Source organism: Planktothricoides sp. SR001 (genome assembly GCF_001276715.1).
GTDB classification, from domain to species: Bacteria; Cyanobacteriota; Cyanobacteriia; order Cyanobacteriales; family Laspinemataceae; genus Planktothricoides; species Planktothricoides raciborskii.
The window spans coordinates 43,558-60,453 of record NZ_LIUQ01000022.1; the positions used below are offsets into that span (position 1 = coordinate 43,558).

10 protein-coding genes are annotated in these 16,896 nt (G+C 42.6%); 3 read left to right on the forward strand and 7 right to left on the reverse strand.

Translation table 11 applies throughout. The annotated features are described in order from the left end of the window. Nucleotides 1–23 precede the first annotated feature (23 nt). Nucleotides 24–1,226, reverse strand: a complete 1,203-nt coding sequence (locus tag AM228_RS14500) for an ATP-binding protein (RefSeq protein ID WP_054466821.1) — start codon at nt 1,224–1,226, stop codon at nt 24–26. Nucleotides 1,227–1,261: 35 nt separating this feature from the next. Continuing rightward, nucleotides 1,262–3,982: a PAS domain S-box protein gene (locus tag AM228_RS14505; protein WP_054466822.1), complete on the reverse strand. Its 2,721-nt coding sequence runs from the start codon at nt 3,980–3,982 to the stop codon at nt 1,262–1,264. Nucleotides 3,983–5,012: 1,030 nt separating this feature from the next. Here AM228_RS14505 and AM228_RS14510 point away from each other — a divergent pair. Both AM228_RS14510 and AM228_RS14515 read left to right on the forward strand, forming a co-directional pair. Further along, nucleotides 5,013–6,101, forward strand: a complete 1,089-nt coding sequence (locus tag AM228_RS14510) for a CHAD domain-containing protein (RefSeq protein ID WP_082348885.1) — start codon at nt 5,013–5,015, stop codon at nt 6,099–6,101. Nucleotides 6,102–6,248: 147 nt separating this feature from the next. After that, nucleotides 6,249–6,908: a Crp/Fnr family transcriptional regulator gene (locus tag AM228_RS14515; protein ID WP_054466823.1), complete on the forward strand. Its 660-nt coding sequence runs from the start codon at nt 6,249–6,251 to the stop codon at nt 6,906–6,908. A gap of 294 nt (nt 6,909–7,202) precedes the next feature. On the opposite strand, the gene AM228_RS14520 is transcribed toward AM228_RS14515, so the two are convergent. The 3 genes from AM228_RS14520 to AM228_RS14530 form a co-directional block, all read right to left on the reverse strand. After that, the gene (locus AM228_RS14520; protein WP_199317261.1) at nt 7,203–8,312 is read right to left on the reverse strand and encodes an agmatine deiminase family protein; all 1,110 of its coding nucleotides are present in this window, start codon (nt 8,310–8,312) and stop codon (nt 7,203–7,205) included. Nucleotides 8,313–8,480: 168 nt separating this feature from the next. Further along, entirely contained in the window at nt 8,481–10,514 is a 2,034-nt protein-coding gene (locus AM228_RS14525; protein ID WP_054466824.1) for a caspase family protein, read from the reverse strand. Between the two features lie 226 nt (nt 10,515–10,740). Then, entirely contained in the window at nt 10,741–11,301 is a 561-nt protein-coding gene (locus AM228_RS14530) for a hypothetical protein (protein ID WP_054466825.1), read from the reverse strand. A 459-nt stretch (nt 11,302–11,760) separates the two neighbouring features. Between AM228_RS14530 and AM228_RS14535 the strand changes: the two genes are divergently transcribed. Continuing rightward, nucleotides 11,761–12,423, forward strand: coding sequence for a L,D-transpeptidase (locus AM228_RS14535; protein ID WP_231636804.1), 663 nt, complete (start codon nt 11,761–11,763; stop codon nt 12,421–12,423). A 216-nt stretch (nt 12,424–12,639) separates the two neighbouring features. Here the strand turns inward: AM228_RS14535 and AM228_RS14540 are convergent, their stop codons facing one another. Together AM228_RS14540 and glmS are read right to left on the reverse strand one after the other, a co-directional pair. Further along, nucleotides 12,640–14,538 carry a tetratricopeptide repeat protein gene (locus AM228_RS14540; RefSeq protein WP_054466826.1) on the reverse strand — a complete coding sequence of 633 codons (1,899 nt, stop codon included), beginning with the start codon at nt 14,536–14,538 and terminating at the stop codon, nt 12,640–12,642. Nucleotides 14,539–14,767: 229 nt separating this feature from the next. Then, a complete protein-coding gene (gene glmS / locus AM228_RS14545) occupies nt 14,768–16,681 on the reverse strand; it encodes a glutamine--fructose-6-phosphate transaminase (isomerizing) (RefSeq protein WP_054466827.1) in 1,914 nt (637 codons plus the stop codon). Nucleotides 16,682–16,896: the final 215 nt, after the last annotated feature.

The window sequence follows — 16,896 nt, forward strand, 5'->3', positions numbered from 1 at the left end:
AAGCATTTACAAAGCATAATCATTTATCCCCGAATTAGAGGTAAGCTGACCGTAAATGTCGTACCCAATCCTACTTCACTTTGAACGCTAATCTTTCCGCCTTGCAATTCCACTGCTTTTTTCACAATCGAGAGTCCCAAACCATTCCCCTTAATTTGCTGCACATTACTGCATCGATGGAAGGGTTCAAATAATCGCTCAATGTCTGCTTCTGGAATGCCGATACCACTATCCTGAACTTGGATAATTAGTTGTTCATAAATGCTATTTTTATGAGAATCATCAGGATTAATTAAACTGGAAAAATCTGCGGTTGTAGCCACTTTTTCCAGATAAAATACTAAGGAGATATTACCTCCATCAGGAGAATATTTAATGGCATTGGAGAGCAAGTTGGTGAGAATGCGATCGAGTAATTGCTTATCTAATAATAGATGAGAAGAAATATCCGGGGCGATCGCCAAAATAATCTGAGACTCTTGAGCGGGACTTTGATCAGGGCTAATTTGCAGTTGCTTGATGAGGTTTTGGCAGAAAATTTCTAGATTAATAATTTGCCGTTTTACCTGAAAATGTCCACTTTCTGAACGACCTAGAAAGAGCATATCCCGCACCATTTCTTCCATGTTCTCAGCGGCATTTTGAATAAACTGAAGGTATTGAGCTTTTTTGCGATCGTCAAATTTTTCGTGGCTTAACTCTAAGGTTTCTGCGGACAGCAGAATTTGGGAAATGGGTTGGCGCAACTCGTGAGAAATCATAGAAATGTACTGATTCTTAAGTTCGACGATTTCTTCCGCCAGTTTACGGGCGGATTCTGAATCAGCCAAAGATTTACGAATTTTATCTTCTGCTTGATATTTATTTAAAGCAATTTCAATGGTGGTATTTAACTGTTGTTCGTCAAAAGGTTTAACAACATAGCCATAAGGATCGGTGGTTTTAGAACGATTTAAGGTTTTTTTATCCCCATAAGCAGTGAGATATACAATCGGGATTTGTTTATGTTGGCGAATGGTTTCCGCCGTCTCGATCCCATCCATATCCCCAGCTAAGACAATATCCATTAGCACTAAGTCCGGGGGATTATTTAACACAGAGAGAATCGCTTCTTCTCCCGATTCAACGATATCCGTGACTTCATATCCTAAACGTCTTAATCGTCCCGCAATATCTTCTGCTACCAACATTTCATCTTCAACAACTAAAATTTTTGAATTAATCATTTTTAGAGATTCCTAAGAGATAAGTTAGACTGAGGTTAAGAAATACTTTTGGCGGATCTTTGTTGAACTTTTGAAAAGTTTAAAATAATTTTTGTTCCTTTTTCTGATACAATTCTTAGCTCTCCTTTCAGTTTTCGAGCCAAAGCACGGATTACCTGCCACCCTAATGTTTGAGTATTTTCAACATTAAAACTTCCCGGTAATCCGATGCCATTATCTTCAACAACTAACAACATTTTACCAGAATCTAAAAGATAAAGTTCTATTTTAATTTTAGCAGATTGTTTTTCAATAAATGCATATTTAAAAGCATTTGTTAATAATTCGTTCAGAATCAAGCCGCATTGAATCGCCGTGTCAAGATTAATAAAAATTGTCTCTGGGTGAGACTGAATCTGCAAATTTTTTGAACTATAGCCGTAAGAAATACATAAATTTAGAGAAATTTCTCGGATATATTCACTAAAATTTAAATTTCCCAGGTCATTAGACTGGTAAAGAATTTCGTGAACCAGAGACATGGAACGAATGCGTGCCTGACTTTCTTTGAACATGGCAATCATTTGTGCATCCCGACTAAACTGAGACTGGAGTTCTAGCAAAGAGCAAACAATTTGTAAGTTATTTTTGACTCGATGGTGAATTTCTTTCAGTAGCACTTCTTTTTCTTCTAAAGATGCTTGAATTTGCGCTGCTACTTTTTTTTGCTCCGTAATATCCCGACCGACAGCATAGACTAAACCTTCTTCGGGAAAGGGAACCGTACTCCAAGCGATCCATTTACAAGATCCATCTTTACATAAATAACGATTTTCAAAGTAAGCGCTGCTAATTCCTTGTTTTAATTTTTCAAATTCAGCCAATTTCGCAGCCCGATCGTCGGGATGAAAAAATTCAACAAAAGGTTTGGCTAAAAGCTCTTCAATGCTGTAGCCTAGGGTAGTCGTCCAAGCGGGATTGAGCCGCTTAAAATAGCCATCAAAACTGGCAATACATAGCAAATCTAAAGATAAACTAAAAAACCGATCGCGTTCGGCTTCCGCTTGCACGCGATCGCTAATATCTCGTCCGACTCCTTGGAATTCCAGCAGGTCTCCCTCTGGACTGAAAAAACCGCGAATATTCCACTGTTGCCAACAAACTTTACCGTTCGGGTGATTCAGGGAATATTCCAGAGTTTTAATCGGATTTTCGGGGGTAATTTCCGCTAAACTTTGTTGATGAAGTTGCAGTTCGGCATCGGGAAGTAAAGAAAAATAACTGGTGCCGATTAGTTCATTATAAGACTGATGAAAATAATTGGCATAAGCATCATTCACAAATATTAAGGTGCCATCGAGGAAAAAGCGACAGACCAGTTCTGTTTGGTCTTCCACGATCGCCCGATAACGACTTTCGCTATATTCCAGGGCAAATTCCGCTTTGCGGCGATCGCTAATATCTTGGACGACTTGAATAAAATATTTCGGTTGCCCAGAAACGTCCCGGACGATAGACACCGTAATATTTGTCCAAACCACCTGACGATTTCGATGGAGATAACGTTGCTCAAACGAGTAAGTAGAAATCTCTCCCCTGACCATTGCCTTGATTTGATGTTTTCCTTTTTCTACATCTTCATTATAAACAAACTTTAAGAAACTTTGCCCTAACAATTGCTCCTCGGAATAGCCTAAAATTTCGCATAACTTTTGGTTAACCTGCAAATATTGTCCATTTAAACTAACTTGGGCAATGCCAATAGCGGCTTGGTTAAAAATGCTGCGAAATCGTTGATCGCTTTCAGACAAAGCTTCTTCAATCGCTTTGCGATCGGTAATATCCGTATTACTTCCAATCAGGCGATCGGGCAAAAGTTTGTCCCGCTTAATCGCGCTGCCCCTCGATAAAAACCAACGAATTGTGCCATTTTTGTGAAACATTCGATATTCCACTTCAAACTGGTCAGTTTCACCCAAGCCATAGTCAGATAAAGCACCATAGAGGCGATCGACATCTTCCGGATGAATTTTTGCTTGCCAATCATCCCAATTATTGCCGATTTCCTCATCCCGATAACCCAGCAAAGACTTTAATATCGGATCCATGTAAATTATATTTTCCTTTAAGTCCCAATCCCACAAACCTACTCGATCTTTATAACTACTCAGATTGAATTGCTCTGCTTGAATATCCAAAGCAATTTGAGCTTTTTGTAGTTCAAAAATTGTTTCCCATAGTTGTTCATTAGCAAGGCGCAATGCATAAGTACGGTCAGAGAGAGCCTTTTCTAAATCTTGGTTATTTTGTTGGATTTTTTTAATTGCTTGCTGTTGTTCTGTAATATTAGATATGAAGGCAATCACATAGTCTTTGCCACCGGTGTTGAGTGCTGAAGGATGTTCAGTTGTATTCAAATTCACCCATTCTGACAATTCACTGCCCATACCGGGAATTAATCTCACTTCATAGTTTTGTGGTGTGGGGTCAAAACCATGTAATCTATTTAAAGAATATCGCAGTATTCTTAATTGCTGATTTTGACTCATCAGGAATATCTCTTTTAAAAGTTCTTGCCAAATGCTTTCGGGAAATAAATGCGAAATCGATAACCCCAAAAAATCCCTGGGTGATATGGGCAGATCCGCCTCATTTTCTAGATAACAGCCAATAATTTTGCCATCCAGGTTGAGTTGGAAGCAGAGATTGGAAATTTGGGAAAAAAGTTTTTGCGCGATCGCTTTCTTCGCTGAGATTTCTGACTGTTGTTTGATCATGTCTGAACCTGTTTATGGGTTGTTTTGGGTGATCGCTGTTTTTTGGACTAACCGTGTGAATAACCGTGTGAATATTTTCTGCAATTGAATGCTGAACCTTAGTCAAAGCCAAGATTTTTTAATTTGATTGGTTATGCTTCCGTAAGTGGTTGATATAACCATCCAGCCAATCCAGATTTTTCCGGGAAGGTTTAAGCGATCGCCTGAGAATTGCTTGCTTGAATTATTAGTTTAGATTATACTTAATTTTTTTCTGAGCAAATTTTATTGAATAGCGGTAGTTATTTTCTGTGAATCCTTGTTTTTACAAGAGTGCGGCAATTTTCCCAACGGCACTGATCTGACTTGGGTTGTTTGTACTCTAATAGCCTCGAAACTTAAGCTCGAAACTTAAGCTCGAAACTGTTGATAATTGGCTAATTTCACTCAGCTTAACCTAATTTTAAGCATAACGAGTTAGATTAACGGGTAGACTGATCGCCATTTTCTAGCATCTTAGCAAATTTGAAGCAGATGACTTAACTGCCTGAGATCGACAACGACTTTCACAGACCCATGACCAGTTCCAGGGATCCACTGATATTCTTACTCATATTGGTAAAAAGACTCTCTTAAGGAAAAACGATCGCGCTACGGGCGCCGGGAGGTGGCTTTTATTCTTGATCGCGGCTAAATTGCTCCGGGCGACATTATGACCGTGACCGCATCAGGTTTCTGGTCTAGCTATTAATTAACCAGAGAATGTTTGATATTTGATTGAATCTATAAATTAATCAATAAATTCCAGGAGTAAAAATGATTTTTTTTATTTATTCTGCCAATAATATGGTATAATAAAGAGGCTGACAATAGATTATTTCGGTAAAAATAGCGGTTATTTATAGATTGCCCCAGGGTCATAAATTAGGGAAATTTTAACAAACAATCTAGGGGTTCAGGTGAAAATACTAGATCATCGGTAAAGCCAGCCTAATTAAAACGGTGTATATCGGTCAAATCATGTAAATATTAAACCATTCGCTTAATGAATATGAAAAACGTCACCCAAAACAACGCAAAAACATTAGGAGACTGGGCTTATTTAGCCATTGAAAAACATTTTTACAAAACCATCAAATATGAAAACGATGTCCTTAAAGACCAAGATCCAGAAAATTTGCATCAAATGCGTGTGGGAATGCGCCGTTTGCGTTCCGCTGCCACCGGGTTTGCCCCAGCTTTAGAATTGCCAAAACCGGCTCAAGAAAAAAAGATTGGTCAAATTGCCCGAACTTTAGGAGAACTGAGAGACCTGGATGTGCTGATGGCAGCATTAACCGACCAATATGCACCCATATCGCCGAAAAAAGAACGCGCCACCCTTGAGGCGGCTTTGACAACTTTGGCAAAACATCGTAGTACCATCTTTAAAAAAATCAAGAAAACCCTAAAAAGCGATCGCTATTTTCACTTTAAAGAAAGCTTAAACCAGTGGTTGAAAGAACCCACATATAAACCAATGGCGGTAATGGATATATATCATGTGTTGCCAGATTTACTCTTACCAGAAGTGAATCGGTTTTTCTTGCAACCAGGTTGGATGGTGGGAGCAACGGTGACTCCTGGAGACGGTGGTTTTCATGTAGAACTCGATCAGCAAAAAGTCGAACAAGCGTTAACCGCTGAAGGCAGAAATCTGCATAATTTACGCAAGCAAGCGAAACGAGTTCGCTACCAAATGAGCCTATTTACGGAGTTTTACGATCCAGATTATCAGGCATATTTGGCAGATATGAAAATGATTCAAGATACTTTGGGATATATTCAAGATACGGAAGTTTTAGGGGCAACTTTGACCAATGTGTTAGGAGAAAAATTTGACCTGGTTCTGCCCAGTTTAGCGGCACAATTGGCCGCTACTCGTTATCAGTTATGGCAAGATTGGGCACCGTTGCGCGATCGCTATCTTCAGCCGGAAACTCGTCAAGGATTTCGGCTAACTTTGCTTCATCCTAACTCAGCGATCGCCAACCATCAGCAGAATCATACTGCTGTCGAAAATACGACCCCAGAGGAATCTCTGGAAGGCAAAACAGAGAATGCCGATGAAAGCGATCGCCCATCGGAAACCCCCGATTAAAAATAGCCCCAGGAAAATTAATTGGTAATTTCCGAAAAATTGCTCAATTTTAGCCCAAGGGTAATCGAAAGATTACCTGGGCTTTACCTTGGGCGGTTAGATATAAGTCAAGTTTGCTTGACCTTATCTAGATCGACAACCAAAACTATGACTCCTAGTTTAACCACACTGATCCCTCACACTCACTTGAATCGTGAAGAACGCCGATTACATTTTTATGCAAAAGGCGAAAATATTCCCACCGGATCTCAAGGAGTTTGGCGCGTTTGTCAGGGAATTGTACAATTAAGTACCTTGTATCCCAATGGGGAAGAAGGTTTGCTAGGGTGGGTCGGTTCTGGGATGTGTTTTAGTCTCTGGTTAACGAGTTTGGAGACTTATCAAGCCAAAGCTCTCTCCGATGTTTATTTAATCTGGTATTCTATCGGGGAAATTGAAAATTCGCCTACTTTGGCCAAAGAAATATTGCCTCAGTTGACCCGAAGACTCCGACAAGTAGAAGGAATGTTGGCGATCGCGGGATACCGAAGAGTCGAAGAACGTTTGCGGCAACTTTTATTATTATTGCAGCAAGAAATCGGCCAAAATGTTGCCGAAGGGACTCGGATAATTGTGCGTTTAACCCATCAAGATATTGCCAACGCGATTAACACCAGTCGCGTCACCGTCACCCGACTTTTGGGACAATTCAAGAAAAAAGGTGTGATTAGTTTTGACAGTCAACGTCATCTGATTATTCGACATGGAAAGTTAAGCCTTTGTATCCCATCTTCTGATTTTGACCCATTCCAATCCAATGCGAGTTAAGTCAACCATTATTTGTCAGCGATCGGCGGGTCAGGAATAGGCTTTTATTTACTTGTAGGAAATATACCAATGTCGGGGCAATTTACAGCAATTTTCTCCGCGAGTAAACCACAAATACCTGTAGGGGCGTGATCTTTCCGGCAGTGTAGGGGCGAATGGCCATTCGCCCCTACAATACTGAAAATATTAAATTAAATACCGCTTGGACTTCGCCCTAGGGTGGTTTAGTAATCTGAAAACCGCTGTAATAATTGCCCCGATCGCCCATACGGGAAAAACTAATTAAAAAACTAATTAATTCCTCACAGCGGGCTGTTGTTGGGTAATACAATGAAACGCACCGCCCCCGGTTAAAATTGCTTTGGCAGAGAGTCCAATTGTATGACGAGTGGGGAAATATTCCGCAATTAATTGAACAGCTTTGCGATCATGGGGAGAACCGTAAATCGGCACAATTACCGTAGTATTGCTAATGTAAAAATTCAGATAGCTGGCGGGCATAATTTCCCCGTATCTGTTCAAAATTTTCCCAGGAGAAGGAATCCGGTGTACCACTAAAGACCGTTCTTTGGCATCGGTAAAACTGGCTAAATCTTTGGCAATTTCTTCCAGCACATCTCGGTTAGGATCGTCCGGATCAACTGCCTGCATACAAAGCACCACCCCAGGGGCGACAAATCGAGCAATGGTGTCAATATGTCCGTCGGTATGATCGTTAAGTAACCCTTGATTTAACCAGAGAACTTTGCTAACTCCAAAAGCGGATTCTAAGGTGGTTTCTATCTCCTCTTGACTCACCCCCGGATTCCGATTTTCGTTCAGTAAACATTGTCGAGTGGTTAAACAAGTGCCTTGACCATCTACTTCGATCGCCCCTCCTTCCAAGTAAATAGGAAAATACATTTCGGGGAAATTTAACTCTTCGATAATATTGCGGGCAACTCCATCATCTCCCTGCATAATATATTTGCCACCCCAGCCATTAAAATTAAACCGTAAAGCGGCTAATTTTTTTTGCTTAGTTTTGACAAAAATTGGGGCAATATCCCGCAGCCAAATATCCCCAAATGGCATCAGATGTAATTTGGCGTTAATTCCTTTTAAGGCTTTTTCGGCGGTATTTTTCACCGCTTCATTCAAGACCAGAATTTCTAATCGTTCACTTTGGTAATTGTTTTGCATGGTCGCGGGATAAAAAATCAGATTTTTCTGTTCAACAGGTTGACCAGCGATCGCACAACATAAATTGATAAATTCCTGTTGCGCTGGTTCCAAATCATTAAGCCATTCTTTTTCGTGACTTGGCCATGCCAACCAACAAGCATCATGGCGTTCCCATTCCGCCGGTTGATGCCAATGATTTCCTGTTAATTTTTCACTGATTTGATGGTTTGGGGTAGTCAATGATTTCCTCCTTTTTTGAGCGATCAATAATCCGTAATAACGTAATAAATAGAGAAGCAACCCGTTAATTGTGCGGATTGCTCTCTGCCGATCTTGGTTTTCCCTAACTAAAAAATTGTTGGGTTCGGGATGAGATTGGGGATGAGATTGGGGATGAGATATTTAAGTTTACTGCTGCCACTGTTCCACCGCTTTTTGTACTTCAGGATAAACTGCGCTATCTTCAGGGACTAAACGTGCAGTTTGAATGGCTAAATTGATTTGTCCATTACGAGCGCGATCGCTGGCAATTTCCCAAATCCGCTGACTCCACCATTCAATCCGCGCCCGAGATTCAGAGTAAAGGGGTTGTCCTGCTTTGATTTGACGAAGACTGGCGATCGCCTGAACGTAAGAAGACGCATCTCCTAACCTGACACTATTATCCGCTTGATCCAACAGTTTTTGATAATTATTTTTCAAAGCTAATTGCTCAGTCAAATAACCCTGCAATTCTTGGGCTTGGGCATAAACATCCGAGGCATCATTGGGAACCATTTTCACAGCGGCGATCGCCTCCGCAAAATTCCCCTTAACTGCCCGCACTTTAGCAATCTCTAAAATCACCTGACTCCAACCCTTAATTTGATCTTGTGCTTGTGAATAGTTCGGATCGCTGGGACGAATTTGCCGCGCTTGCTGAATAGCGGCCAAAAATGTTGAGGCTTGAGCATTAGAAATCGCCACCATCCGATTATTATCTGGCTGTTTCACCTCAGTCACCGATGGCGTCAAGTTTACCCCATTTGCCACCAGCGATGTCTCACTCTCACTATCACTCTGTTCGGTGGCTATTGCCGCCCCTGTTGCCTCGATCTTTCCTGGTGTAGGCTGAGTCGCGGCAGAACCCCCCGATCCAGACGCCTCCGACACTAACTGATTCGCGGGTTCCGTGGTATTGTTCCCAGACGGAGCCGTTTGGGGGTCTTTTTCGTCCAAATATTGATTCAACTTGGCTAAACCAATTCCCGCCGCCAAAATAATCACCACCCCCACAACCACCATCGGCAGCCATAATTTGCTTTCATCATCCCAAAGACTCTGTGACTTCTTCCCACGGGGAACCGTATCAGAAGTGCTTGGGGAACTGACTATTTCATTCTTGGCTTCCCGCGTGGTTGTTTCGTCTCTTGTTTCTGCTTCTGAGGCTGGTTCTAAGGCTGGTTCTAAGGTTGGTTCTAAGGCTGGTTCTGAAGCTGCTTCTAAGATTACTTCTGAGATTGCTTCTGAGGTTTGACTGTCTGGTATTTGCGCCTCGGTTTCACGGGTTTCATCGGGTTGACTCGGTTGATTGGGGGCGATCGCCTCTGACATATCTGCTGACATCTCTGGGTTAAATGCTTCAACAAAAGGAATTTCTGCCGGTATTTCTGCCGGAATTTCTGCCGGAATTTCTGCCGGAATTTCTGCCGGAATTTCTGCCGGAATTTCTGCCGGCAAAACCGCTTGGGCTAACTTCCCTGGCGGATACACCACCCATAAAGGATTTTGTCGCGGTCGAAAATTTTGTTCACTTAATTGAGGAAGATAATTAGTTAAATACTGTTCTAAACTTTCCAGAGTCTTAGATCCGGTTTGCAATGCATCCAAAAGAGCTCTAGTAAAAAATCCCAATTTCAAAGCAGCGGTTTCGCGGGAAAATTGGTCAATTTGACAAGAAAGCACCGTGGGAATTTGCAACTCCTTGGCTAACTCAATAGTTCGTTGACCCATTCCTTCCCCATTCACACAGCCCGGAGCCCGGTTAACATCCAAAAGCACAAACACTTCTGCCCCGGATTTTTTTAACGTTTCTAAAAGCGATCGCATCCCATACCCAGTCTCTCGAATATCATTGGGATTGCCATCGATCAGCATTAAATAGTCTTCACCTTCCCAGGTCACACCATAACCACTGAAAAAAAACCACAACACATCACCGGGTTGCAACTGATGCCGACAAACATGATCGATGATCCAACCAAGATTCGCTTTCGTGGGATAGGTGGAGCGATCGACCAAATTTGGTGAAGTTTCCGTCATTTCTACACATAAATCCGACGAAAAACCCCCCTCCTCAACCAAAAATCGATGTAATTCCTGGGCATCTTGTTGTGCAAAACTTAAAGGTTGTAAAAATTGATAATGATTAATCCCAATAATTATCCCTGCGTGATGTTTCATTGCCCCTCCCTAAACCAGACGGATGTGTTTTCCAAAGATAATCACACATAATATAAACTGATTGGGGACAGTCGAGGATTTTTATCATTATTTATCATAAGTCATAAGTTACTTGTGATTTGGAGGGCGGGCAAAATCTTGTCCGCCCTCCAAACCTGTTGGTTACACTGATTGATGATTAATACTTCCCAAATTCCAGGAATCACCAATCACTCATCAACATAAACTACCACAGAGCCCGAACTGGCTGAGGCGCGGGAGCCGGTCGCGCTGGCTCCACTCTCACAGGTTCGCGCATGGGAATCGGCGTCGTAGCGGGGGCAGTCTGGACGGGCTGAGTTCGCATCTGCTCCATTCGCATTTGTTCTAGCTCCCGTGCGGCGGCTTCACGACGTGCTGCCTCTTCCTGTTCCAAACGGCGGAAAGTCTCAGCGATGCGATCGCGCAAGCCTCCATCATCACCCATCGCTTCCATGTTTTCCACAGGAACCGTCACCGTCCCATCTTCACAAACCACCAACTCATTCCCTAGGGCCACTCCCAGCAATGCTTGTTGGGTACGGGGAACATTCAGCAGTCTTCTTTCCCCATTGGGCATTTTGATCGCCACCCGGTCATTATTAATCCGAACCACGTTCCCTCGGTAGGCTTCTGAGCAATTTGCTCGATTCATCGGCGGTCTTTGAGCCAACTGCATTTCTTGAGCCATGCTCGCAGGGGAGCCGATCGCGCAGAGCAGCAGAAACAAACTGCTTCCCGTAAAAACTTTCAGTGTTCCAAACCGCATATTTACCTCACACATATTTTGATTGAAAAATAGACGAAGACACTGATTTCACGTTGTTATAGAATTGTTCTAGCAAAAACCGAGTGTCTCTTGAACCGGATGCACTGACAAGACTCTTCACAAAATAGCATAAAGAGTTTCGGCTTGGTGTTTAGAAGTCCAAAGAATTACTAGAGAATTACTCATATCTCCTTGCCTCTCTACCAGAAACCATCATTGAGTCCCATCCGCGATCGGTTCTGGAACCACAAAAAAACAGCCTAAGCGTATATACTATATAATCCAGCAAAATCCGCCGAAAATAGGCATCATCTTAACATTCAACATTTCTTAACAAATTTTAAATCAGGAAAAGTATTTGACGAAAAATTAAACTGATTGGCTTGACGATCCCAAATCTGCACATAACCCCGCTCGACCCGCTATAATATTCCATATCTAATCCTTTGTACAATTACGGTGGCCAAGAATCTTCCCATGATGCGGCAACTCAAAACGAAATCGCAATCGCTTACTAAACGCCTCATGCTGGCGACCTCTAGTATTTTGATGTTTTTGTTGTCGGTCCAGCAACTCTCTCAAGCATCGAGTCCTCAGCCGGTCAATCCCATCATACCGATCAAAGTCTCAGCAGACAACGCAGTCCGACTACCTCCCCTAGGCAGTTTAGAAAACTATATTCCTCTGCATCAAGTTGAACCAGCACCGATTACTCAGAGCAAATATTTGGTCATTTCTTTAAGCGATCGCCAAGTTCATCTCTATGAAAATGAAGAATTAAAAATCAGTTATCCAATTGCGATCGGTAAAGAAGGCTGGGAAACCCCCACAGGTCAATTTAATGTTTTACAAATGCTGGCAAATCCTTATTGGGAACATCCCTGGACGGGAGAAATTGTGCCCCCCGGAGAAGATAATCCCTTGGGAACTCGTTGGATAGGTTTTTGGACTGATGGCACCAATTTTATTGGCTTTCATGGCACCCCCAATGAAGACCTAGTTGGGCAAGCTGTATCCCACGGCTGTATCCGCATGAAAAATGACGATGTAGTGGCCTTATTTGAACAAGTCGAAATCGGCACTACTGTGATTGTGAAAAATGAGCCAATAGCAGAAAAATAAAAGCATCAGCGAATGTTTCATCTGCTTAGGAGGCTAATGAAAATTTACCACAGAGGCACAAAGTAACACAGAGAGGAAAATTTGTCCTAATTTTCCCAGGTTAGAGCTACAAAGCCCCCCCTTTTTAAGGGGGTTTGGGGGTATCTCTAAGGTAGGAAAGCTTTCTTTTCTAATCGATTAAATCCGGGTATTTCTGGTGACATAGGGAGACTAAAATTACAGCGATCGCTGATACTTTTCTAACAATACCCCAAGATGATCGAAACCATCTACGCCAATCACCGAAATAAAGTTTTTCCGATGTTCTTGCAAAAAATCATTAAAAGCATTTGCTCCAGATTGACCTTGTAAAATTGTCAGCAAAGCAGCCGGTTGTCGCCACTCATTAGAGCCAATTTGTTCTAACATATACATCCCTAAAAATCCCGTCACCATCGCCGGTTCAAACTGGTTCAAACTCCAATAAGTTTGAGCCAAATAAGCGTAATTTAAACCCTGTAAATATAAATCTCCTGAAAATTCAGCCGCTTTAAATCCGACTACTAAGTTTGGCAGCGCCTTTTGGGGTTTATCTAATAATACATAAGCAATGCCTAAACTACTGGCACAAAGTGCCTCGGTCTGCCGATAAGTAAAAGCGTCTGCCGGTAAATCCGCCAAATTTGTAGATAATTGTAACCCTTGTTCTAAATACCCGATCGCCGTTTCATAAGTTTCATAAATATCCGCATCCACTTGTGTCATTTCTCGCGCTTGAAACACTTGGCTATAACCAAGATTGGCCAAAGCATTCGCCTGTCCCAAGCGATCGCCTCCTTGTCGAGCCAGAATTAAAGCCCGCTGACTCGCATTAATCGCCTCCTCATAATTTTTCTGCCCTAAATAAGACCGACTCAAATGATTTAAATTAGCAATTTCACACAGAGAATCCCCGGCTTTTTGGGCAATTTCCAACGCTTCTTGGTGCAACTGAATCGCCCGGTTATATTCACCAAACGAGCGCAGGGAATAGCCTAACATAGTCAAAATTCGGGCTTTTTCTTCAGTGCCTTCTACTCGGCTTAATGGCTCATCTAAATAGGACAAAGCATTGCGTAAATATTCGCCCCCAAACAACGCAAAAATTCCGCCATATAAAGGAAAATATGACTGCTGAGAAAAAGTCCGCAAAATTTGTAACGTCCCTTGAAAACAAGCATCGCTAAATAAGCGTCCTTCTGAAGATTGATTAAACCCATTCGCCAATTGCGACCAAATCACCGCAAAAGTTAAAAACGTAGAAATTGATAACTTAGCCCCCACTTTGGCATCATAAATTAGTCGGTCAAACCAAGTGACTAAACCCCGCTGTAAACACTGTAAAATCACAGTAACTTCTAGTAAATCACTGATTTGAATCGCCGATGTTTGTCGAGTCAAATCAATCACTGATTGATTGTTTGCAATCGTTTGAAACAAAGTTTTTGCCCAAGACGGATCTAATTGTTTTGCCCAAACCCCCCAAGGGCCTCCCTGTGCTGAAGTCCCTTCAAATCCCAGTGGCGATCGCCCTTGGTCATAAATCCAACTAACTAAATCAGGTGCCAATTTTTCCCAGGATTTTAAACCCCTTTGAATCCCTTCTACCAGTTGGGCAATTTCTGGATCCGTTTCCGTCTGATTAATCTTGGTATCCGCCAAATTTTTCCCCAGTTGTTGTAATTGTTCCAGGGTTAAAGGTTGTGGTTGGTTGGGATCGATCGCTCGCAACAAAACCCCTAAACGCTCTCCTGGTTCAGCGGTGATAATTTGTTGACTGGTTTGGGCGATCACCTCCGTTACCCGATTTTCTTGCTGCCAACGTTCCCATTCTCCGGCGATCGTTTGCAAAGCTCGCAAAATGCGATTCACTTTCGCTTGCTTCAACTCATCAATTTCCTGATTCAATTGCTCTTGAGTCGTTGTCAGTCTTTCGCTCAGACAGCGTTCAAAAATTTCCCCCGTCCCTGGGGTCACGTCTCGGACTAACATCCGATAAACCTGTTCTTTTGAGCGAATATTTCCCTTCAGGGTTGTCTCGACAATCTTCTCAATTAACCCCAAATAGCGATCGCGCATAGAAGTAGCTTCAGCCATACAACTTAAATGATTGCTCCCATCTAATTGTTTTTATCTTGTCTATTGTACTTCTATATTCATCCTTTATACTAAAAAATTAACTTATCTTCAAATAATTTTTATTTAATTGTAATAATTATTCTGGCTACAATAAACAAAAATCCCGGATTTGAAGAAACCGGGATTTTAATCAAAAACCGTTCTTTATTATTAAATAAAATTGGTTTTTTATTAATCAAACATGGAACTATTCCACCGTCACAGACTTAGCTAAATTTCGGGGTTGATCCACATCCAAACCGCGTCGGGCGGCAATATGATAAGACAACAATTGTAACGGCAAAACCGCCAAAGGTGGAGAAATCAACTCATCGACTGCTGGCACGGAAAAAATAATCTTAAAAATGTCCCCAGCTTCCCCATCACTAGATGATGTCACCCCAATTAATTGAGCATCACGGGCTTTCGCTTCTTGAGCATTAGAAATCACCTTTTCATACACAGAACCTGGCATAGCGATCGCCAGCACCGGCACCTTATTATCCAAAAGCGCGATCGGGCCATGCTTCATTTCCCCTGCGGGATATCCTTCTGCATGAATATAGCTGATTTCCTTCAGTTTCAGCGCCCCTTCCAAAGCAATAGGGAAATTAATTCCCCGACCAATAAAGATAAAATCTTGAGTATCCACAAACTGATGGGCTAACTCATCAATTTTTCCTTCTTGATTGGTCAAAACTAATTCCATTTGTCCCGGTAATTGATGCAGACTTTTCACCAATTCTTTCAGCTTTTCTACCGGCACACTTTGCCGGTAATAAGCTAACTCAATGGTCAGGGCATAAAAAGCAATCAACTGAGCCATAAACGACTTCGTAGCCGCCACGCCAATTTCAATGCCCGCCAAGGTATTAATAATATTTGGCACCAAATGACCTAACGATGACTCAGGGCGATTAGTAATCCCCAAAAGTCGCGGCTGAAATTCCGCCGACAAACCAAATCGGCGCTGTTGTTCCATTGCCAAAGCCGCCAGAGTATCCGCAGTTTCTCCTGACTGACTAATCCCAATAGTTAAAGTATTTGGCGTAATCGGTGAAGGAGCATAACGAAATTCTGAAGCATAATGGACTGATGTGGGAATTCCGGCTACCTGTTCAATTAAATATTTCCCCACTAAACCAGCGTGCCAACTGGTGCCACAAGCCAAAATTTCCACTTGTTGCAAATTTTGATAAAGTTCTGGGGCTATTCCCAGATTCACTGGTTTTGACCCTTCCGTTCCTGGTTGCCAATCATGGTTAAAATACTGTTCCAAAAATGAGCGGACAACGGACGGTTGCTCATAGATTTCTTTAAGCATAAAATGCTTAAACCCTTGTTTTTCCACCAGGGTGGGACTCAAGTCTAGCAGGTGGGGCAATTTTTTCAGGCGATCGCCCGCAAAATTATACATCTCCACCCCCAACGGAGTCAGGCGGCCGATTTCTCCATTCTCCAGCGGCAACACCGCACGAGTATGAGCCACGATCGCCGGAGTATCCGAAGCGCAGAAAAACTCCCCTTGGCCAAAACCAATCACCAGGGGCGCCTGTTGTCTCGCCACAATAAGCTCATCGGGATAATCCGCACAAATCACCGCGATCGCAAACGCCCCATGTAACTCATTCACCACCTTTCGGACTGCCTCCAAAAACTCAGACGCAAAACCAGCCGCCGTCTTGGGTGTAGTTTCTTTCTTCTCCTCAGCCAAAAAATCAGCAATCAAATGGGGAATCACCTCCGTATCCGTATCGGAGCGAAACTCATACCCTTTACTTTTGAGCAGTTCTCGCAACTCACGATAATTTTCCACAATCCCATTTTGCACCACCGCCACCCGCTGCGCCATATCCAAATGGGGATGGGCATTGCGTTCTTCTGGCTTCCCGTGGGTTGCCCAGCGGGTATGTCCAATCCCAATTTGGCTAGGGTTTTCCAACAGCTTCAGCTTTTCTTTCAGATGGCGTAATTTCCCCTGAGCCCGAACGCAACTCACCTCTCCTTCCCAAATCGTCGCCACCCCCGCAGAATCATAACCCCGATATTCCAGTTGTTCCAATCCGGCGATTAAAATATCACTCGCGGTTTGAGTGCCGATATAACCAACAATCCCACACATTTTTTCATCACTCCTTATTTAACAGGGTTGATCTAATTTTTACTCGTTTAAAAAAACTATTCAATTATTAGGATAGCGCTCAGTATTTTTTACAGGTTATCGGTCTAGGGTGTGGGGCCGCCATCGGTGCAGGGTGTGGGGGAAAGAAAGGGTGTGGGGCTGCCATCGGTGCAGGGTGTGGGGGGGGGAAAGTGAAAAGTGAAAAGTGGTAGGGG

Excerpts from the sequence above, each read along its gene's own strand:
- AM228_RS14505 (WP_054466822.1), bottom strand. The coding sequence starts at position 3,982 with ATGATCAAACAACAGTCAGAAATCTCAGCGAAGAAAGCGATCGCGCAA.
- AM228_RS14510 (WP_082348885.1), top strand. The coding sequence starts at position 5,013 with ATGAAAAACGTCACCCAAAACAACGCAAAAACATTAGGAGACTGGGCT.
- AM228_RS14525 (WP_054466824.1), bottom strand. The coding sequence starts at position 10,514 with ATGAAACATCACGCAGGGATAATTATTGGGATTAATCATTATCAATTT.
- AM228_RS14500 (WP_054466821.1), bottom strand. The coding sequence starts at position 1,226 with ATGATTAATTCAAAAATTTTAGTTGTTGAAGATGAAATGTTGGTAGCA.
- glmS (WP_054466827.1), bottom strand. The coding sequence starts at position 16,681 with ATGTGTGGGATTGTTGGTTATATCGGCACTCAAACCGCGAGTGATATT.
- AM228_RS14530 (WP_054466825.1), bottom strand. The coding sequence starts at position 11,301 with ATGCGGTTTGGAACACTGAAAGTTTTTACGGGAAGCAGTTTGTTTCTG.
- AM228_RS14540 (WP_054466826.1), bottom strand. The coding sequence starts at position 14,538 with ATGGCTGAAGCTACTTCTATGCGCGATCGCTATTTGGGGTTAATTGAG.
- AM228_RS14515 (WP_054466823.1), top strand. The coding sequence starts at position 6,249 with ATGACTCCTAGTTTAACCACACTGATCCCTCACACTCACTTGAATCGT.